This is a genomic window from uncultured Fretibacterium sp. (assembly GCF_938030725.1).
GTDB lineage: Bacteria > Synergistota > Synergistia > Synergistales > Aminobacteriaceae > Fretibacterium.
The window spans coordinates 1-19652 of the sequence record NZ_CALHIQ010000073.1 but is presented as its reverse complement, the minus strand read 5'-3'; the positions used below and the strand labels follow the sequence as shown (position 1 = coordinate 19652).

18 protein-coding genes are annotated in these 19652 nt (G+C 66.0%); 4 read left to right on the top strand and 14 right to left on the bottom strand.

The features are described 5' to 3' along the window. Positions 1-7: 7 nt before the first annotated feature. The 12 genes from mrdA to Q0629_RS04220 all read right to left on the bottom strand — a co-directional run bounded on the left by mrdA (position 8) and on the right by Q0629_RS04220 (position 13977). Positions 8-1759: a penicillin-binding protein 2 gene (gene mrdA, locus Q0629_RS04275; RefSeq protein ID WP_298779323.1), complete on the bottom strand. Its 1752-nt coding sequence runs from the start codon at positions 1757-1759 to the stop codon at positions 8-10. Continuing rightward, the gene (locus tag Q0629_RS04270; protein ID WP_298779321.1) at positions 1752-2213 is read right to left on the bottom strand and encodes a hypothetical protein; all 462 of its coding nucleotides are present in this window, start codon (positions 2211-2213) and stop codon (positions 1752-1754) included. The genes mrdA and Q0629_RS04270 overlap by 8 nt, the downstream gene beginning before the upstream one ends. Further along, positions 2210-3010, bottom strand: coding sequence for a rod shape-determining protein MreC (gene mreC, locus Q0629_RS04265; protein WP_298779318.1), 801 nt, complete (start codon positions 3008-3010; stop codon positions 2210-2212). Before mreC ends, Q0629_RS04270 begins: the two co-directional genes overlap by 4 nt. A gap of 82 nt (positions 3011-3092) precedes the next feature. After that, positions 3093-4148 carry a rod shape-determining protein gene (locus Q0629_RS04260; protein WP_298779316.1) on the bottom strand — a complete coding sequence of 352 codons (1056 nt, stop codon included), beginning with the start codon at positions 4146-4148 and terminating at the stop codon, positions 3093-3095. Between the two features lie 76 nt (positions 4149-4224). Beyond that, positions 4225-4860, bottom strand: coding sequence for an MBL fold metallo-hydrolase (locus tag Q0629_RS04255; RefSeq protein WP_298779314.1), 636 nt, complete (start codon positions 4858-4860; stop codon positions 4225-4227). Between the two features lie 54 nt (positions 4861-4914). After that, positions 4915-5364 carry a D-aminoacyl-tRNA deacylase gene (dtd, locus tag Q0629_RS04250; protein ID WP_298779311.1) on the bottom strand — a complete coding sequence of 150 codons (450 nt, stop codon included), beginning with the start codon at positions 5362-5364 and terminating at the stop codon, positions 4915-4917. A gap of 5 nt (positions 5365-5369) precedes the next feature. Further along, positions 5370-7751, bottom strand: coding sequence for a bifunctional (p)ppGpp synthetase/guanosine-3',5'-bis(diphosphate) 3'-pyrophosphohydrolase (locus tag Q0629_RS04245; RefSeq protein WP_298779309.1), 2382 nt, complete (start codon positions 7749-7751; stop codon positions 5370-5372). A 32-nt stretch (positions 7752-7783) separates the two neighbouring features. Next, entirely contained in the window at positions 7784-9415 is a 1632-nt protein-coding gene (locus Q0629_RS04240; RefSeq protein WP_298779308.1) for a DHH family phosphoesterase, read from the bottom strand. Positions 9416-9511: 96 nt separating this feature from the next. Next, the gene (tadA, locus tag Q0629_RS04235; RefSeq protein ID WP_298779305.1) at positions 9512-10000 is read right to left on the bottom strand and encodes a tRNA adenosine(34) deaminase TadA; all 489 of its coding nucleotides are present in this window, start codon (positions 9998-10000) and stop codon (positions 9512-9514) included. Positions 10001-10028: 28 nt separating this feature from the next. Further along, a complete protein-coding gene (locus Q0629_RS04230; RefSeq protein ID WP_298779303.1) occupies positions 10029-10478 on the bottom strand; it encodes a YhcH/YjgK/YiaL family protein in 450 nt (149 codons plus the stop codon). A 230-nt stretch (positions 10479-10708) separates the two neighbouring features. Beyond that, positions 10709-11491: an endonuclease III gene (locus Q0629_RS04225; RefSeq protein WP_298779301.1), complete on the bottom strand. Its 783-nt coding sequence runs from the start codon at positions 11489-11491 to the stop codon at positions 10709-10711. Then, the gene (locus tag Q0629_RS04220; RefSeq protein ID WP_298779299.1) at positions 11488-13977 is read right to left on the bottom strand and encodes an ATP-binding protein; all 2490 of its coding nucleotides are present in this window, start codon (positions 13975-13977) and stop codon (positions 11488-11490) included. The genes Q0629_RS04225 and Q0629_RS04220 overlap by 4 nt, the downstream gene beginning before the upstream one ends. 335 nt (positions 13978-14312) lie before the next feature. Between Q0629_RS04220 and Q0629_RS04215 the strand changes: the two genes are divergently transcribed. Continuing rightward, positions 14313-14774, top strand: coding sequence for a hypothetical protein (locus tag Q0629_RS04215; protein ID WP_298779297.1), 462 nt, complete (start codon positions 14313-14315; stop codon positions 14772-14774). Beyond that, positions 14771-15181: a nickel-responsive transcriptional regulator NikR gene (nikR, locus tag Q0629_RS04210; RefSeq protein WP_298779295.1), complete on the top strand. Its 411-nt coding sequence runs from the start codon at positions 14771-14773 to the stop codon at positions 15179-15181. The genes Q0629_RS04215 and nikR overlap by 4 nt, the downstream gene beginning before the upstream one ends. Here nikR and Q0629_RS04205 read toward each other — a convergent pair. After that, a complete protein-coding gene (locus Q0629_RS04205) occupies positions 15178-17052 on the bottom strand; it encodes a hypothetical protein (protein WP_298779293.1) in 1875 nt (624 codons plus the stop codon). The genes nikR and Q0629_RS04205 overlap by 4 nt on opposite strands. Positions 17053-17344: 292 nt before the next feature. Here Q0629_RS04205 and Q0629_RS04200 point away from each other — a divergent pair, with 292 nt between their 5' ends. Both Q0629_RS04200 and Q0629_RS04195 read left to right on the top strand, forming a co-directional pair. Then, a complete protein-coding gene (locus Q0629_RS04200; protein ID WP_298779290.1) occupies positions 17345-17755 on the top strand; it encodes a hypothetical protein in 411 nt (136 codons plus the stop codon). An 81-nt stretch (positions 17756-17836) separates the two neighbouring features. Continuing rightward, positions 17837-18796, top strand: coding sequence for an HAD-IA family hydrolase (locus Q0629_RS04195; protein ID WP_298779288.1), 960 nt, complete (start codon positions 17837-17839; stop codon positions 18794-18796). Here the strand turns inward: Q0629_RS04195 and rsmA are convergent. Beyond that, positions 18787-19652, bottom strand: an 866-nt coding sequence (rsmA, locus tag Q0629_RS04190; protein WP_366123049.1) for a 16S rRNA (adenine(1518)-N(6)/adenine(1519)-N(6))-dimethyltransferase RsmA, incomplete at its 5' end; no start/stop codon positions are given. The genes Q0629_RS04195 and rsmA overlap by 10 nt on opposite strands.

Below are 19652 nucleotides of genomic sequence, written 5' to 3'. Positions count from 1 at the left end.
CGTCACTCTACTCTTTCTTTTCTCCTTCACTCGATGCGTGGCTCAGCATGTGGGCCAGGAGCTCGCCCACGATGGGCGAGGTCACGCTGCTTCCGTGCTTTCCGGCCTCGACGATGGCCACGACCACGTACCGCGGCGCCTCGGCCGGCGCATAGCCCGCGAAGAGCGCATGGTCGTCCCCGTGGGCGTTCTGAGCCGTTCCGGTCTTGCCGGCAACGGTCACCCCAAACTTCCCGGCGCGCGCTCCCGTCCCGCGCTGCACCACATAGTCCAGCCCCTGCTGCACGAGGGCCAGCTTGGCTGGGGTGAGGTGCATATCCACGGGCGGCCTGTCGTTCAGGCTAGAGAGGTGCGGGGTCACCAGCCTGCCCCCGTTGGCTATCGCCGCATAGACCCGCGCGATCTGCAGGGGCGTCATGAGGAGGTACCCCTGCCCGATGGAATAGTTCACGGTATCCCCCTGATACCAGTTCTCCTTAAAGCGCCTTCGCTTCCAGTCGGGCCCCGCGATAACGCCGGCGCTCTCGCCCGGAAGGTCGATTCCCGTCGGCTCTCCCAGCCGAAAACGATGGGCCCACTTGAGGATGCGGTCTATTCCCATCCGTATGCCCACCTGGTAGAAGTAGACGTCGCAGGAGTGCTGGAGGGCCGTCAGCACGTTCATGGAGCCGTGCCCGCTGCGCCTCCAACAGCGAAAGGTGTGGGAGGCCAGGCGGATGGCCCCGCTGCAGGAAAAGGAGGTGGAGCTCGTGATGACGTCCTCCTCCAGGGCGGCCAGGGACATGAACGCCTTGAAGGTCGAGGCGGGGGGGTAGACCCCGGAGATGCAGCGATCGAGCATCGGCCTGTCGGGGTCTCGGACGATAGCGTTCCACTCCCTCCCGGAAACTCCCCAGGCAAGGGGGTTGTTGTCGTAGGTCGGAGAGGAGGCCAGAGCGAGGATGGCGCCGTTCTTCACGTCCATGGCGACGATAGCCCCCTTATAGTTCTTCAGGAGCTCGACGGCCAGCTTCTGAACCCCCATGTCCAGGGTGAGGCGCAGGTCCGTCCCCTTCGCCGCGGGGCGGGAGTCCAGGACGCGCACCTTGCGCCCCCGCGCGTCCACCTCCAGCGCCTCCTCCCCCGCCTCCCCGCGGAGCTCGGCCTCATAGGCGCGCTCAATGCCGGACTTCCCGATCAAGTCCCCCCCATAGTAGTCGTTTCCGGAGCTCGCCTTGAGCTCCTCCTCCGATATCTCCCCAACGTAGCCCAGGACGTTGGCGGCCATCGCCCCCGCGGGGTACGTGCGGCGCCACACGGAGAGGGGGAAGAGCTCGTGAGGGAAATCCGTGTCCGCCACCAGGTCCGCCATCTGGGGCATCGTCAGGTTTGAAACGAGTTTCATGACCCGATAGGGGGCCAACCGCTGCTGTTTGATCGTCCGCGCCAGGTCCTCCGACGTCATGGGAATCCCGTGGCGCAGGAGCACCGCGCTGAGCTTCTCCAGCTTCTCGGGAGTGTCCAGGTCCAGAGGATAGCCCATGACGTTGAACGTCGTTTCGTTCACCGCCAGGGGAACCCCGTGTCGGTCGAAGATCTCACCACGTGGGGCGGCGAAGCGGATCAGCCGCAGGCGATTGTTGTACGCCAGCCGCACGTACTTGTCCCCCTGAAAGATCTGGCAGAAATAAAGCCCCCCCAGGAGGATAAGGAACGATCCCAGGACGCACCCCAGAAGAAGCTTCAGGCGGTCGTCCAGCAGGTCGCGGATCTCAGGCATGGAGGCTCCTCATGTGCTTCGAGTAAAGGTGCAGGCACAGGAGAAGCGCGGGAAGGGAGCAGAGCTGCTGCACCAGGAAGAAGCCTCCGCTCACGCCGCCGCCCACGATCAGCACCGGGACCAGCGGCGGGAGCACCAGGGACGCCTCCAGCAGGAGGAAGGCCACGAACATCGTGCGCCCCTGAGATGGAATGGCGCTCCACATCCAGAGGACCAGCATCACCACCGCAACGTATCCCAGCGTGAAAAATCCGGGGATGCCAACCCACCTCAGGTCCCACAGCAAGCCGCCCACGAAGGCGGTCCAGATGGCCCACAGGCGCTCCTCCCCCTCCTTCAGCGTGATGAGGCGGTAGACCACCCCCAGCAGAAAGAGCTCCGGGGCCTGCGTCACGCGCAGCAAAAGCACCTCCAGGAGGTCCTGAAACAGCCACAGGCCCACGAACTCCATCATCGGGATGCCCCCTCGGGCTTCGCCAGCAGGGACACGCTGTAGAGCTTTGAGAAATCCGCGCCAGGAGCGATGCGGTACGTGGCGTAGCCGTCCGGGGTCGTTTCCAGCTCCTCGGCGATGACCCCGATGGGCAGCCCCGGCGGAAGCTGTTCGCCGATCAGGGCCGTGCTGACCCTCATTCCCTTCATGGAGCCCCGCCCCGCCGGGATGTAGTTCAGGAAGACGGACCCGCTGCCGTTCCCCATGACGACCCCCAACTCCCTCGTTTCCTCCACCACGACGGGGATCATCAGCGACGGCGAGGTGAGGAGCTCCGCCCACGAGGACAGGAGCGACACGGAGCTGATGCGCCCCGCGAGGTAGCCGTTATGAAATACGGGCAGTCCAACGATGACGCCGTCCCCCTCTCCCTTGTCGATGCGGATCTCGTTCCACCAGGACATGGGCGCGCGAAGCGTTATCCTGGCCACGTCCTTGCTGGCCTCCAGCGCACTCAACTCGGTGCGGATGCGCTCGTTTGCCAGGGTGGAGTTCAGGACGCGGAGTTCCGCGTTCTCGCCCCGCAGCGCCTCGATCTCCGCCTGCATGGCGCTTCGGCTGCGGCCCCAGCTCAGCCAGTCACGAACCGTCTCCCGCAGGAGGACCGCCGGATATTCCGGGAGGCTCAACATCCCGCTCAGAAGGTCCGCTGCGGTTTTCGATATCCCGAGGCTCGCGCCGACTCCCAGGAGGAATAGCCCCAGAATGAGGGCCGTCAGACCGTGGGCCCTTTCCCGGACCTGGCGTCGGTCAAGCATGAGGACACCTCATGGCCCGGCGCAGAAGACGCGGGACGCACACCCATAGACCTGTTCTCGGATGCGGCGCCAAATTCGGCATTCAGCGCGAACCGCGCTCGACGGACATCAGGACGCGCCGCATCGTCCCCAGGTTGTCCAGTATCTTTCCGACCCCTAGGGCCACGGAGAAAAGGGGCTCCTCCGCCACGATCACCGGCGTATTGATCGTCCGCGACAGCCGTTCGGCAAAGCCGCGCATCAGAGCGACCCCACCCGACAGGATGATGCCACGGTCCACGATGTCCTTGGCCAGCTCCGGGGGCGTCTTTTCGAGCGCCACCTTCACCATGTCCTCGATGCTCAGGAAGATCGGCTCCAGAGCCTCCCGGACCTCCAACGAGGACACCATGTCGCTCTTGGGCAGGCCATCCGAGAGGTCCCGCCCCTTCACGGACATCTCCAGTTCCGGGGACAGGGGCAGTGCGGAGCCGATCGTGTTCTTGACCTCCTCCGCCGTCGTCTCCCCAATGAGCAGGGCGTAGCGCTGACGGATCATCGCGATGATGGCGTTGTCCATCGTCCGGCCTGCCGTGCGCAGGGAGCTGGTCACGACGATGCCTCCGAGGGAGATGACGGAAACCTCGCTCGTCCCGCCGCCGATATCGATGATCATGCAGCCGTTAGGCCGGTCGATGGGAAGGCCCACGCCGAGGGCCGCAGAGATGGGCTCCTCCACGACGTAGGCCTCGCTCGCCCCGGCCCCCAGGGTCGCGTCAACCACCGCCTTGCGCTCCACTTCCGTCACCTCCGCGGGGACGGAGATGACCACGCGCGGATGCACCATGAAGGAGCCGCTGCCGCCGGCCCTCCGCAGGCAGTAGCGGATCAGCTCCTCCGTCATGTCGAAGTTCGCGATGACGCCGTCCTGGAGGGGCCAGATCGCCTCCACGCCGCCGGGCGTCTTCCCGGACATGGCCTTGGCCTCCCGCCCTACGGCGATGACCTCAAGCCCACCGCCCCGCGGCAGCTTGCGAATGGCCACCGTCGAGGGCTCGCTGAGCACGATCCCCTTATCCTTGACGTACACCACGATGTTGGCGGAGCCGAGGTCAATCCCAACATCCAGCCCCAAAACACCGGACAGGTACTTGAACATGCTTCTTCATCACCCGCAGTTTTAAACTCAAAGGGCCCCTGCCAACGCGCAGACGGGCTTTCAACATTAAAAGCGCTTAAGACTCCACGGGCCAGAAGGGGTTGTGTGCCCTCTCCTTTCCGATGTTCGTCTCCGGACCGTGCCCGGGCAGGACGCGAAGGTCGTCCGGCAGCTTCGCCAGCCGCAAGAGAGAAGCGTTCAGCTTTGCCTCGTCACCGCCGTCTAGGTCCGTGCGCCCCACGCTGTGGGCGAAGAGCGTGTCGCCGGAGGCCAGAACCTTCTCGTCCCCCTCCGCAATAAGATAGCACACGCCGCCCTCGGTGTGTCCCGGCGTTTCCATGACCCGAGCCTCAATTTTTCCAACCCTCAGGGTCTGTCCCTCCGCGACCTCCTGAAAATCGGTGATGGGGTCGCAGTGAATCCGAAGTGCGGTCTGGAGCGACTCCGGGGGATTGCGCAGGAGGCGGGCGTCGCCGCGCCCCACATAGACCTCCGACCCCACGAGGGACGTGAGGTCCCGGACTCCGGCGATGTGATCGAGGTGTCCGTGGGTCAGGAGAACCTTCCGCAGTTTTAGGTTATGGGCCTTGACAAACTTCAGCACCTCCGAGGCGTCGCCGCCCGGGTCGATGAAGAAGGCCTCGCCGTCCTCGTCCCAGAAAAGATAGCCATTCGTCCACAACGCCCCCAGAGGGAAACGCTTGTATTGCATCTTAAGCACAGCCTCCCGTATCAAAACAGCGCAGAGTTCGCCTTCCCGCCCCATTTACCTTCTGTCCGCAGTGTCCAGGAAGAGCGTGACGGGGCCGTCGTTGAGGATCTCCACCTCCATGTGCGTCTGGAATATCCCGCAGCCCGTTTCCAGGCCATGGGCCCTGACCCTCTCGACAAAGTATTCGTAGAGCTCCCGGCCCTTCTCCGCCCCCGCCGCTCCCACGAAGGAAGGACGCCGCCCCTTGCGGCAGTCGCCGTACAGCGTAAACTGGGAAACCAGAAGGGCAGCGCCACCCACGTCCAGAAGGGAGAGGTTCATCCGGCCCTCCGCGTCCTCAAAGATCCTGAGGTTCACGAGCTTCTCAGCCAGCCAGTCCGCGTCGGCCTGCCCGTCCTCCGCCCCAACCCCCAAGAGGACGCAGACGCCCCTTCCGATCCGGGCCGCCTCAACTCCGTCCACGGAAACCGCCGCTCTCGAAACCCTCTGAACGACCATGCGCATGGTCTCTACCCCCTCGTGACCTCGATGATGTCCTTGACCGCGTTCAGCTTTGCGATGACCCCATAGAGGTGTTCCAAGTCGCGGACCCTCAGCTCGATCTTCATCCTCATCAGGCTGTTGCCGATCGTCGAGGCCTTGATGCCCGAAATGCTGCCCCCTCCAAGCCCGATGGACTGCGCTGCGTCCCGGATCAGGTTGGCGCGGTCCACGGCCTCGGCCTTCAGCCGCGCCGTGTACAGTTTGCCGGAGGGGCGGCCCCAGGAAACCTGCACCACCCGCCCCATCTGGGCGTTCAGGATGTTGGGGCAGTCGATGCGGTGTATCGTGATCCCGCGGGTCCTCGTGGAGTACCCCACGATGGCGTCTCCCGGTATCGGCGCGCAGCAGTTCGCCAGGACGACGCTCACCCCGCCCTCCCCCTCCACGATGATGTCGGAGTCGTGCCGGCGGACCGGAGGGTTCTCCTTGACGAGCGTCGAGAGGTCGTCCGCAGGGTGACGCTGCTGCAGGTAGGCCAGGACCAGCTTCTGCGCCACGGTGCTGGGGCCGGAGGTCCCCGCCCCCACGGCCGCCAGCACGTCGTCCTTCCCGGACAGGCCCAGGTCCCGCGCCACCTTGTTCAGTCCGGGGACGAAGTCCTCCTGGTTCTCGACGGTGAGGCCACGCTTGCGCAGCTCCTTTTCCAGGGCCTCCCAGCCTCGCGCGATCTTCTCGTTTCGATCCGTCTTTTCGGCCTGGCGGAAGTAGTTGCGTATCTTGCTCCTGGTCTTGCTGGAGCGCGCGATCTTGAGCCAGTCCTGGGACGGCGACCCCTGAGGGGAGGTGATGATCTTCACGATGTCGCTGTTGCGCAGCTGAGTGCTCAGGGGGACGATGCGACCGTTGATCATGGCCCCCACGCAGTGGTTGCCCACCTCGGTGTGTACCGCGTAGGCGAAGTCCAGGGTCGTGGCTCCGTTGGGCAGCACGAGGGGCTTGCCCTGCGGCGTAAAGACGTAGACGTCCGACGTCAGGATGTCGCTCTTGAGGAGCTCCAGGAACTCCTCCGGGTCCTGTCCATCCCCCTGCTCCGCCTCCAGCGCCTGACGCACCCACATCAGCTTGGCGTCCAGGCTGTCCGCGGCAGCGCCCTTCGACTTGTAGAGCCAGTGGGCGGCGATGCCGTACTCCGCCAGGTGGTTCATCTCATAGGTCCGTATCTGGACCTCCATGGGAACCCCAAAGGCCATCACCGTGGTGTGCAGGGATTGATACATGTTGCTCTTCGGCGTGGCGATGTAGTCGTCGAACTGGCCGGAGATAGGCGCCCACATGGCGTGGACGATCCCCAGCACGGCGTAGCACGTGGACACGTCCTCCACCAGGACGCGGATCGCCAGGATGTCGTAAAGCTCGTCAACGGAGAGCTTCTTTCGCTGCATCTTCTCGTAGATGCTGTAGTAGTGCTTTGCGCGCCCCTTGATCCTGCAGGGGATGCCCTCCTTGCCCAGCCGCACCTCAAGGGCTTCGATCCCGCGCTTGATGACGCTCTCCATCTCAGGCAGGCGGCGCTTTACCTTCCGCCGGATCTCCTGATAGACGTCGGGCTGAAGGTAGCGGAAGGAGATGTCCTCAAGTTCCCGCTTGATCTGGTAGATGCCGAGGCGATGGGCCAGGGGGGCAAATATCTCAAGGGTCTCCCTGGCGATGCGCTCCTGCTTGTCCCTGCGCAGCGCCCCCAGGGTCCTCATGTTGTGAAGCCGATCCGCCAGCTTGATCAGGACGACCCGGATGTCCCGCGCCATGACGATGAACATCTTGCGCAGGTTCTCCGCCTGATAGCCCTCCATGGACATGAAGGGCAGCTTGCCCAGCTTGGTGACCCCGTCGACGAGGGTCACCACCTCGTCCCCGAAGCCCTCTCGAAGCTCGTCCTTAGTGACGTCCGTGTCCTCCAAGACGTCGTGGAGCAGGGCCGCCGTCAGGCTGGCCAGGTCCAGCCGCATCCCCGCCAGGATCAGCGCCGCGGAGAGCGTGTGGACGATATAGGGGTCCCCATTCGTGCGCTTCTGGTCCGCGTGGGCCCTGGCCATGAACACGAAGGCCCTGCCCAGCTGGTGCATCTGCGAGGGTGTCAGGACGGCCATGGCCTTGGACCAGAGCTCCTGCCAGATCGTCCGCACCGCCTCCGTCAAGCACTGCTTGGGGATCTGGACCAGAAAGGAATCGCGCAGGGCCGCCATCTCCCGAAGGTCCTCGTTGCCCGACAGGGCGGGCACGCTGTTTAAGATGGACCGCAGCGCGTCCCGGTCGGCGTGAATCCCCGAAGGGGAGGGGGCGGAGGGTGAGGAGGCTGCGCCAGCCTCCACGCCGGGCTCCGCTCCCGCCGTCAGATCGTCATCCTTCACTTCCACCGCCTCCTCTCCAAGGGGGGTCAGGCTCAAACCACTACAGCATAGTCCAGAATGAACTGGATCTGCTCCTCGTTCCTCCAGTAGTCCAGGCGCGGATGATAGACCCACCCCTTGATGCCCGACGTGTCCTGCAGGTCGGGGGCAGCGTTGAAGGCCAGGAGTTTGACGTTATCCACGCGGACGGTACTGTGTTTCCCGTCCCTTCCCAGGGGCTCCACCCGGTCCTCCACGCTGCTGGCGCAGTAGAACAGGGGGCAGGGATTGTCGTTCCCGAAGGGCCCCAGTTCCGTGACCGTCCGCCAGTCGTCCAGGGATATCCGCGCCGGGGACAGGTTGATGGCGGAAACGACCTCCTCCTCCACCCCAAGGTCGGCCAGGAGCTCCTCCAGTCTTTCCTCCACCTCGTCCCAATTCTGGGCCAGCACGGAAAATCCGGCGGCATAGCGATGACCGCCCCAGGCGTCCAGCAGGTCCGATATCTCGCTCAGGATACCCACCGCGTTGCCGCCCGCGGGGACCCTGAGGGTTCCCCGAATCTTCTCTCCCACGGGGGCCGCCAGGGCGACGGCACTGCGGCGCTGAGCGCAGATGCGGCTCGCAACGCCGCTCAACACGCCGACGGGCCAGGACTCGTCGAACATCACGTGCCGGTCGTCCTCCCCGTTCTCCCGAATCTTCCCCGCGATGCGCTCGGAGATCGCCTGGCGTCTTCGATTCACCTTGATCAGCTCGCCCGCGCACTCGTAGACCGCGTCGTCGCCGCCCATACCCAAGAGGGCCCGCACGGAAACGTCGGCGCAGGAGATGCGTCCGGGCGCGTTGAGGCAGGGGATCACGCGCATGGAGAGCTGCTCCTCGGTGAGCTGTCGGGCGTTGAGCCCCAGGCGGCTGAAGAGCGCGCTCAGCCCCCGCCGCGGATTCGTCCGCATCAGCCGCATCCCGCGGCGGACGAAGGACCGGTTCAGGCTGTTGAGCGGCATGCAGTCGGAGATCGTCGCGAGGGCCACCAGGTCCAGCGCGTACTTGAGCCAGTCCCGCGGCAGGATGTCCTCCTTCCACGCCCAGCACCAGAGCACCGCCGTGGCGCAGAGCTTTCTGGCCTTTCCTCCGCCGTCCGCGCAGGGGTTGACGATGGCGTGAAAGGCCGGCGCCTCCGCGACGGTGTGGTGATCGAAGACGAAGACGTCCAGCCCGCGCTGCTCCAGGTCCTCCAGCATTTCCGAGTCATTGGTGCCGCAGTCCACTACGACGAGGGTGTTGCAGCCTCCGCGAACGACCTGCTCCAGCACCTCCGCGTTGAGCCCGTACCCCTGGACGTCGCGCCTGGGGATGAAGTACCGGACCTGGACGGCCTTGTGGCGAAAAATCTCCATCGCCAGGACCGTCGCGGAGATGCCGTCCGTATCGTAATCCCCGTAGATCAGCACGTTTCCAAGGGAGCTTTTGGCGTTCCACTTGTCCCGCGCAGCGGCGCTGGCCGCACCGAGGTCCAGGGACTCCAGGAGCCTCTCAAACTTGGGATTCATCCAATCCTGAGCGTCGGCGATATCCATGACCCTTCCCTGCTGCATCATCTGAAGGACCATCGCCGTCAGCTCCGAGCAGGGGATACAGCGCGCCAGGCTGCGGGTGCTCTCCCCCATCTCAAAAAGTTTCAAGTTGGAATCCATACAGGTCGACAACAAAGGCTTATCCCCTCAAGCTCCAGGGGTCATCGCGCACGAGTCGCCGGGCCTCCCCTGAAGACTGCAATTTTATTCCGCCCGACGCCCCGCCGCCGCGAAGGGAGACGGGCGCCCCCGTCCACGGCGCTCCAGAAAGTAGGCCTGAAGCAGGCGAACGCACTCGTCTTCCAAGACGCCACCCTGGACCTCAGAGCGGTGGTTCAGGCGCGTGTCCCGAAGGATGTCGTACAGGGAGCCCCCTGCGCCCGCCCTGGGGTCCCGCGCGCCAAAGACGACGCGGCTCACCCGCGCGTTCACGCAGGCCCCAGCGCACATCGGGCAGGGCTCAAGCGTGACGTAGAGGGTGCAGCCGCTCAGGTTCCAGCCGCCCCTCGTCGCCGCGGCCATGCGGATGGCCTGAACCTCCGCATGAGCGGTGGGGTCGGCCGCCTTGGCGTTTCCGCCCCAGCCCAACGCCCGGCCGTCGTCCACTACGATGGCTCCCACCGGGACCTCCCCGCAAAGCAGGGCGCTACGCGCCTGCTCCAGGGCGCGGCGCATAAAAAAAAGGTCGTCCACTTCGCCTCGTGGCGATCTTTCAAAGCCCCTAGAGGCGAACCTTCAGGACCAGCTTGCGGATCAGCCCGGCCTGCTTGAAGTAGACGTTCGGCTTGTGCGCGTCCTCCGGCATGAAGAGGATGAAGTGCCCAGGAGGCGCCTGAAGGTAGACGCCCTCGCCGCTGTAGAGGGCTACGTCCCGCTCGTCGGAATAGGCTTCCACCTCCTGAAGGCTGGAGGTCAGGGCGTAGCCGAACCACTCCTCACCGCTCAGCGTGACGTGGACGTCCAGGTAGCGCCGATGGGCCTCAAAGAGCGCCTCTCCCAAGAGCCTGGACTTGTTCTCCTGGACGTCGAAGAAGACGTCGTCGCCGTCGATGGAGTGGCGTCCCAGGGGCAGGGCGGAAAGGTCGTGCTCGGCAAGGTAGGTCAAACCCATCCTGACCCGGGGCCCAAGTCCGCCGTAACGGGAAGGGTATCGTATCGTTCCTAAAATCATCGCTCAATCTCCCCAATCAAGTCCGGATGCGTCCGTAACCATCCTCATTAACAAGCTTCGCAGCCGTGGAACGGCCTGCTTAAAGACGCCTTTTGCCCCTCTTCTTCGGGATGCAGCGCCCCCGTAAAGCGAAGGGCCAAACGGCGTCCAATTGGTCTATTATACGCCTTGACGCCCACATCCCCAACAGGCGCGGGGACGGTGGGACGAAATATCCTTCCGAAAAGCGCTCACCCTGCCTCGCGAGCGCGCCTGACCTCAGCGTCCCGCTCTGACACGATGAGCGCCCGGCCGAAGTTGCAGAGGGCGGTCAGGGGGCAGGCGCCGCACTGCGGAGCCCTGGCGCGGCAGATTGCCCTGCCGTGCTCGATCATGTTCACGTGTCCGCCGAGGTAGCGCGAGGGCGGAGTTTCCCTCTCCAACAGGAGGGAGATGTCCTCCGCCGGCGCCCGCTCCGCCGCGAAGCCGACCCGCCGCGCGATGCGCCCCACATGGGTGTCAACGGGGAAGGCGGGAAGCCCCATGTCGAAGAGTAGGACGCAGGCCGCCGTCTTGGCCCCCACCCCCGGCAGCGCGACGAGGTAGCGCCGCGCCTCGTCACGCCCACGCTCCGCCAGGGGGGCGATGGAGTATTCGCCGAAGTCCCGCTTGACGATATTAAGAATCTCAAGGATATGCCGGGCCTTCGTCGGCGCCAGTCCCGCGGGGCGCACCGCATCCTCCAGCTGGGCTGCCCCGCCGCGGACGACCGCATCCCAGGAGGCAAAGCGCTCCTTCAGGCGGGCAAAGGCGGCGTCGCGGTTGCGGTCGTTCGTGTTCTGCGAGAGCACCGTCAGGACGAGGCCCTCCAGCGGCTCCCCGTGCCCCAGCTGCGGCGGGTTCGCCTCGTTGTGCCACAGGGCCTCCAGGTGATCCAGGACCGAGAGGATCCATCGGGACAGCATCCGCTCCGGAGCCAGGGGCTCGCCCTGAGGCCCGGAGGGCGCTGCGGACGCCGCGCTGAGGCGGCTCATCGCCCGCGCCCCCTCCTGGGAACGCGGTCCTCGTCGTCGCCCCGCTCCCTGGCGCGCCGCCCTTCGCCGCTCGAACGCCCCTTCTGCAGCTTGGCGCTGTCCTTCAGCATCCGCTCGAGGCGCGCCCTGACGAGGCCGTGGACGGACCCCTTCGTGTAGGTCCCGTCCTTGTGCTCCCGGCCGGCCTTCGTTCCGGTCAGAAGTTCGATCCCCTCGTCGATCGTGTCCACGGCCCAGATGGAAAAGCGTCCCTCATGAACCGCCTGGATGACCTCCGCGTCCAGCATGAGGTTCCGCACGTTCGCCCGCGGGATCATCACGCCCTGGTCCCCCGTCAGCCCCTTGAGCCGGCACAGGCTGAAGAAGCCCTCGATCTTCTCGTTCACCCCGCCGATGGCCTGGACGTTTCCGAACTGGTCCACGGACCCGGTGACGGCGATCCCCTGCCGGAGCGGAAGCCCCGACAGGGCGGAGAGCAGGCAGTAGAGCTCGGTGGAGGAGGCGCTGTCCCCCTCGATCCCGCCGTAGTTCTGCTCGAAGGTGATGCGCGCCGAGAGCGTCAGCGGCATGTGCCGGGCGTACTTTCGCCCCAGGTAGCTGGAGAGGATCATCAATCCCTTGTTGTGAATGGGCCCCGTCATGCGCACCTCGCGCTCGATGTTCACGATGCCCTCCTGCCCCACGAAGACGTTCGCCGTGATGCGCGAGGGGTGCCCGAAGCGGTAGTCCGTCAGGTCGATCACCGACAGGCCGTTGATCTGCCCCACGACCTCCCCCGTCGTGTCCACGCGGATGGTCCCGTCCACAAAGGCCCGCGTCAGCCTCTCCTGATAGAGGGCGGAGCGGTACCGCTTGTGCTCGATGGCCTTCCGCACGTGCTCCCGCTCGACGCGCTTCCCCTCCCCGGACTGGAGGACCGCCCAGGCGTTGGCCTCCGCCAGGAGCTCCCGGAGCCTCCCCATCTCGGTGGAGAGCCGCTCCTGGTCCTCCGCCTCGCGGCTGGCCCACTCCACGATCTCCGAGAGGGCGTCCGCACCGAAGGGCCGCAGCTTCTCCCGCCTGGCGATGCCCGCCACGCAGCGGGCCAGCTGACGTTCCGAGGCGGCGCTGCGCGGCATGTCCACGTCGAAGCTCGCCTTGACCTTGAAGAGCTTCTGAAACTCCGGGTCGTAGTACTGCAGCATCTCGCAGATGTAGGGGGAACCGATCATGATCACCTTGAGGTGCATCGGGATCGGGCTGGGCCGCAAAGAGGACACGGGGACGGCCCCGTACTGCTCGCCCAGGTTCTCGATGGAGGCCGTGCCGGTGCGCAGCAGGCGCTTAACGGCCTCCCAGGACATGAAGTTCATCAGGACCTTCTCCGCGTCCAGCACCAGGAAGCCGCCGTTGGCCCTGTGGAAGGCGCCGGCGGCAACGCGGCGGAAGTCCGTGTACAGATACCCCTGCCGGCTCTCGTACTCCACCTTGCCCGCCAGGTTGCAGTACGTCGGATTCGTTTCCCAGATCACGGGCGCCCCCTTCTTCGGCGCGTTGTTGACGAAGAGGTTGGCCTGATAGCGGGTGAAGTCGACCTCCGCGGACTCGTCCCTCATCGAGGTGACGAAGGCGCCGAAGTTCTCCACGACGTCCTCCGTCATGCGGGCGAACCACTGGGACAGGGGACCGTTCTCCCTGTAGGCCTCGCAGACGTCCGCCAGACAGGGGGCGATCGCAGCCCGGCAGATATCCGACTCAAGCCGGCTGATGCGGTCCTTGAGGTCCTTCTCCATGTCGCGGATACGGCGCAGGCCCAAAAGCGTCCGCTGGGAGACCTCCTCGGAGAGCTCCTGATAGCGCTTCTGCTCCCTGCTGTCCAGCGCCTCAAACTCCTCCTGCTTGATCTCCCGGACGACCTTCTTGCCCTCCTCGTCCTTCCCCTCCACCAGAGGGATGTTGACGAAGCCCTGCGGCGTCCGCTTCAGCAGAAAATGGTGCTTTGCCGCAGCCGCCTTCAGGCCGTCCATGATGGCCCCCGCCTTCTCCTGAAACTCCTTGACGTACTGTGCCTTGGCGTCCTCGTACTGGCTCTGCTCAAACGCCTTGCTGATCGTCACCTTGAGGTCGTTCACGAGGGCGTCCAGCGCGGAAACCAGCTTCTTTCCTCCCCCGGCGGGGACGGAGATCGCCAAGGGCTCGCCCGGCTCGTCAAAGTTGTAGAGGTAGAGCCAGTCGTCCGGGGCCGGGAGGGCGGCGGCCCTCTTCCTCAGGCTGTCCAGGGCGTAGCTGGTGCGCCCGCTGCCGGGCCGCCCCAGCACGAAGACGTTGTAGCCCCTTCCCGGGACGGAGAGCCCGAACTCCATGGACTCGATGGCGCGCTCCTGGCCGATGAGCCCGGCCGTTCCCGCGCCGGGCGCGGAGATGTCGTCCGTATCCTCCAGCTTCCAGCTGTCCGTCCTCTTGACCTTCCTGAGCTTCTCAGGCAGCAGCTTCCATTTATCCCTCAAATCGTCCCCGCCTTATACTGTCAAGTCGTAAAGCCCGCGCCCCGTGTCCACAGCGCCCCCCGGCACGAAACCGAATCGAGGGGAAGCGCACAGGGCCCCGGTGCATCAGGCAATTTGTTTATTGTACCAAAGATTCGGGGCGCAGCTTCCGCCCTCCCGGTGTCCACGAAAAAATGCCGGCGACAACCATACCGCCCGTCCTGCCCTTTTCACAGGGGCATCCTGCCTAAATTGCGCACCGCGAGGCCCGCTGGCGCACCTGATATAATTGAGGCGAAAAAGGTCTATTGATGGCACAATTACTTCAAAAAGTCACAAATTTCGGAGGTCGTGTCTTGTTTCAAAACATCGTGAACCAAATCCTGTACTGGCTGTGGCCCTCCCGCATCCTGAAGCACTTCAGCAGCTTTCTCGACCGATGGCAGAGGGCGGACGCGCGGGAGAGGGGCATCCTCCTCCTGGTGTTCTCACCCCTGGCCGTCTGCCTCGGCGGACTGCTATTCAGCGTCTTCTCCTTCGTCCTGTTCGTCCTCCCCTCCTTTGTCCTCAGGGTGCTGGGCTGGGGGCTCCTGGCCGGGCTCTGCGACGCGGGCGGAAGCTTCCTCTACGAGCGCGCGACGGGGAAGGGCCCCCGCGCCCGAGCGACCGCCGACCCCGGCGCCTTCCGCGACGCGCCCTACACCGACGTGTCCTTCACCGAAAACCCCGGCTCGGAGGGGGCGGAGGAGCAGGGCCGCAGAGAGGATATCCAAAAACGATGGTTCGAGCGCGTCCGGGGGATGCGTTGGAAAAGATGACGGACAAACTCGTCCGCTTCAGCGTCACCATGCCAGAATCGCTGTTCAGCGAGTTTGAACAGCGCGTCCGCCGCTCCGGCAGGAAGAATCGATCCGAGGCGCTGCGGTTTTTGGTGCGCCGCTACCTCGCCGAGGAGAGGTGGCGCGGGGACGAGGGGGAGGTCTATGGGACCGTCACGCTCGTGTACAACCACCACACTCCGGGCCTGACCGGCGGTCTGACCGAAACCCAGCACCGTCACGGGGACGTCATCCTCTGCTCCACCCACGTCCACGTGGACGGCGACACGTGTCTGGAGTGCGTCCTCCTGCGAGGGGGGTCGACGAGGATACAGAGCTTCATCGAGGCCCTGAGGCGCATCCGGGGCATCAAGAGCCTGGAGTCGGTCATCACGTCGGGGGCCTAGGGGTTTTCCTGCCGCTCCAGCAGGTCCGGCCACAACGGCATCCAGGCCCGCGTCTGCACCAACCCGATGTCCAGGTACACCGCCAGCATGGACCTCCCCGGATAGCCGGAGGAGGACAGTTCCTGCGGTAAGGGGATTTGTATCTGCAGCCGGGTCCGAGGCGCCGTCAGTTCGGGCCCGTGCTCAAGGGCAAAGACCGTCTTGCCCCCCGTGAAGGCGCTGGCCCGCGTCAACGCCAGCGAAGGGACCTCCCTGGCCCACACGTCCAGTTCAAGCCCGTTCATCAGACAAAACCGCGCGAGCGACAGAAGGTCCTCCATCGCGAAGGGGATCGAGGCATCGACGATGACGTTCGTCAGGCTTCCCCGGTGGAGGTGCCAGAGCGAGGGCAGGGCCGTGTGCAGGTCCCTTCCCTGCTCCACCCGTGCCGTCCGCAGGGACGGAGGCAACGCCTGGGAGGCCGGCAGAGCGCGGTGCAGCAGGAGCCCCTCGAACCTGGCCGGCTCCTGCCAGAGGGCCGCCGACCGGATGCTCCTGTTGTTCCAGACCGAGTGTACCAAAACGGGGGCGTCCCGGAAACAGGAGGCGAAGGGGGAAACCAGCGTCGCGTCCAGCAGGAAGCTTTCCCGGTTCGCCTGCATGACAAGCGTCGGGTTGAAAATCCCGAAGAAGCTCTGATTGACCGCCTGCGATGGCAGCATGACCGCCTTCACCATTCGGGAGCCGCTCACGTCCAGGCCGCAGAGGTCCCCCTCGTCCGACGCGAACAGCGCCCAGATATCCCGAAGCCCGGACTGCAGGGGCTCCCCGCGCTCCACCCTCCGCTCGCCCAAGTCAACGCTCAGGCAAAAGACGTTTCCGTCCTCCGCAAGGGCGAAGAGCTCGCCGAGCGGTGACCACAGGACGTCCCGCACCAGCGGGACCTCCGCGAAGAAGAAGTCGCGCCGGCCGGAGGCGTTCAGGACGAAGACCCGGCCGTTTCCACGATCGGCGACGGCCAACCAGTCCGCGAAGCCCTCCACGGCCACGGGCTCGAAGAGCATCTCCTCCTCCGGAGGGGTCCAGCGCGCGAGGGGCTTCAGGGTCGCGCGATCATAAAAGGCGACGTCGCGCGACACGGGGTCCGCCACGACGAACTCCGAGGCGGATATCCACGCGGCGTCCGCGACGTGCGAGGGAACGGCTCCGACCCAATCCGGGGACGCCAGGGCATCGGGCAGACCGGAAAAGGATTGGACGTCCCCGCTCACCCCGAAGGTCCAGAAGGTTCCGTCCCCTGTCGGAAGCGCCGCCGCAGGGCGCTCCACGGGGATGGAGCGAAAGGCCCCCTCCCCTCTCGACCTCAGGCACACCTGGTTTCCGAGGGTGTCGGCCAGACACAGGGTGCTCCCCAGGGCCTTGACCTTGCCGAGGCCCTTGATGCTGAAGGGACGGGTGAGCCCCGTCCGCCACTCCGTCTGCAGGTCCGGCTGCGAGAACTGCCAGCGGACGGCGAGGGGGCGGGAGCCGAGGATCATCTGCAGCGTGCGGTCCTGCTCCACGAAGCCCTTCATGATCCGGGGCGCCGTGCCGTCCATGGGGCGCACCTCAAGGTAGCTGGCCAGTGCGGCCTGCGCCTCCTCCCCTTCCCCCATGCGCTGCAGGTTCAGCGCGCTCAGGAGGTAGTAGTCGACCAGGTACGTGTTCGCCTTCAGGGCGCGGTCAAGGTAGTCCTGCGCCCCCCAGTAATCCCGTCCCAGAAAGTACCCGTAGGCCCGGTTGAAGTGCCGCTCCGACTCGTCCAGCTGCGCCCTCGGCAACTCTGCCGCCCAGGCGCGCGGCGCCGTCAGGCACGCCACAGCCGTCATCATCACAAGGATCGTCTTCCTCATCGCTCTGCTCCTCACGCTGTCTTGAACGTCGTTTAAGCTATAGGGGCGACGCGGTGCCCGGGGCAGCGCGAACGTGCGCCGCACGAGGCCCGTCCCTCCTTTTTCGATAGAATTTATTATAGCCCATCGGCCCCTCCCCGCGTCGGCCATCGAAGCGGGGAGATGCCGGTGGGGTGCCCCGGGCGATGTTCGGTCGTCGCAGGATGCCCGAACCGTCCGCGGGGTTCCGCAGGAAGAGATGCAGGGAATGTTAAAATACGTGCGGTCTTTGAATTTCGTTCACTTGAAGCACTTGAAGCGAAAGGAGCGCGCGGTGATGGTGAAAGAACGGACCAGGGTTCCCGTCGAGGGCGGCACGATCAGCGAGCCCCTGACCATCCCTATCGGCGCGGCGATGGGGATGGCGGCCTGCGAAGGAGGTGCGGAGGCTCCCCAGGCCGTGCGGGAGGAGAGGGGCACCGCCGCGTCGTTCTCCAAGGCGGTCCTGCAGAGGGCTCGCGCCGGAGGCGGCAAATGGACGGTGCGGGTCCTGTTGACCCCCAAGCCCGACGCGAGGCAGCTGGAGGAGCTGGCGCGGGAGGCGCGCAGAGGGCTGGGGACGGGCGCCCGCATCGAGGACGGGGTCCTCACCGTGCAGGGGGATATCCCGGACCGCCTGGAGGACTGGCTGAGGAAGCGCGGCATCCCAAGGGTCATTCGGTGACCGAGGGCCCGAACAGGGATTGGACGAAGGAGAGTGCCCATGCAAGAGACGTTTGCACCGCCATTTTGGCATCCTGCGCTGATGGAGGCGTTCATCCTGGATTGGGACGGGGTGTTGGCCAGCACGAAGCTGGATTTTCGCGGCGTTCGTGAAAGATACTTCGGCGGAGAGGCCGTCGTTCCGCTGTTCGAGCGCGCCGCGACGCTGCCGCCGCCCCTGAACGAGGAGGCACGGGAGGCCATCGTCCGCGTCGAGATGGAGGGAGCGGCCTGCGCCGTCCCCGTCGAGGGGGCGCCGGACCTGCTCCGCTGGCTCGAAAAGAACGGGAAGCGCTGGTGCGTGGTTTCCCGCAACTGCCGCGAGTCCATTCAGCTCGCCGCAGAGCGCTGCGGCATCGCGTTGCCTCCCGTCGTGATGAGCCGCGAGGAGGGCGTCGCAAAGCCAGACCCAAGGGCTCTGACCCTGGCGGCCCAACGCCTGAACGCGGCGCCTGCGCGCTGTGTCATGGTGGGGGACTTCGTCTTCGACCTGCTGGGAGCCAGGCGCGTTCCCATGCGGTGCGTCCTGGTGGAGGGCGACGCCGCGGCCTGGGGGCACCTGGCCGACGCCACATGGGACACCATGCGGGGCTTCCTGGAGGACCTTCAGTCGCCCCGCCCGCTCGTCCCGTGGGAGTACCGCGCAGAGGCGGCCCGCAGAGGGGAGGATCATCTTCGCGCCATGGGAAGTGCCTCGTGGCGCATCGGCAGAGGACGGGGGCTCCGCCAGGCGATGGCGTTGGCGCGGAGGGGGGCCGTCCGCCTCGTCGTGCCACCCGACGCGACCCTGAGCGTTCACGAGTGGGAGGGGACGGACCTCCCCGCGCGCCTCATCGGTCAGCCCCTGACGGAGGTGCTCCGCGAGGTTCTGGCGCAGCGGTGGCCTGCCGTAACGGTGTGCCCGGACGACGGGGGACCCGAAGCGGTCGGCCTGCCCCCTGGAGCGGACGTCGAGGAGGCGATCGAAAGCACCCTGTCGCGCCTTCAGGGACCTCAGGACTGATCCGTCACCCGGCCTCTCAGGAGGTCGCAGAGCAGGAGCCACTCCGGCCCCGATACGTCCTCGGCCCTGACGCCCGGCGCCACTCCAGCCTCCCGCAGCAGCGCGCCCCAGTCCGAAATCCCCTTGAAGCCCTTCAGGTTGTTTTGCAGGGTCTTTCGCCGGTGCGCAAACGCCCGGTGCAGCAGTTCGCTCCACAGCCCGTCCGCCAGCAGATCGTGGCGCCGCTCCACGCGGATCTCGACGAGCGCGGACTCCACGCGCGGGACGGGGCGGAAGCAGCAGGGGGGGACGCGCCGGACGCAGGCCGTCCGCCCCATGACCTCCAGCGTCGCCCCAAGGGGGTAGCGCTCCCTGGTGTCCGCGGGGGCGAGGAGGCGGTCGGCTGCTTCCTTCTGCACCATCAGGAGGCAGTAGGCCAGGCCCTTCGGGGCAAGGGTCAGCAGACGCCAGATCAGGGGCGTCGTGATGCTGTAGGGGATGTTGGCGATCACCTTCGAGGGGAAGGGCGAGAGGGCGGCAAAGTCCGTCCTCAGCGCGTCACCCCAGTGAAGGCGCAGGCGCCCCTCCGATGTCGCGGCCAGCGCCTCCAACTCAGGCTGCAGGCGCTCGTCCAGCTCGACGGCGTGCAGGAAGCAACCGCGCTCCAGGAGGGCGCGCGTCAGGACGCCCTGCCCCGGTCCGACCTCCAAGACGACGTCGCCCTCCCCCACCCCTGAGCGCTCGACGATCTCCGCCAGGACGCCGCGATCGACCAGGAAGTTTTGTCCCAGGCGGCGCAGCGCGTGAAACCCGCCCGGCGCCCTGCCGCGGCCCGCCCTCAACGCTCGGCCGCGTCCTTCTTGACGCTGGCGGCGGA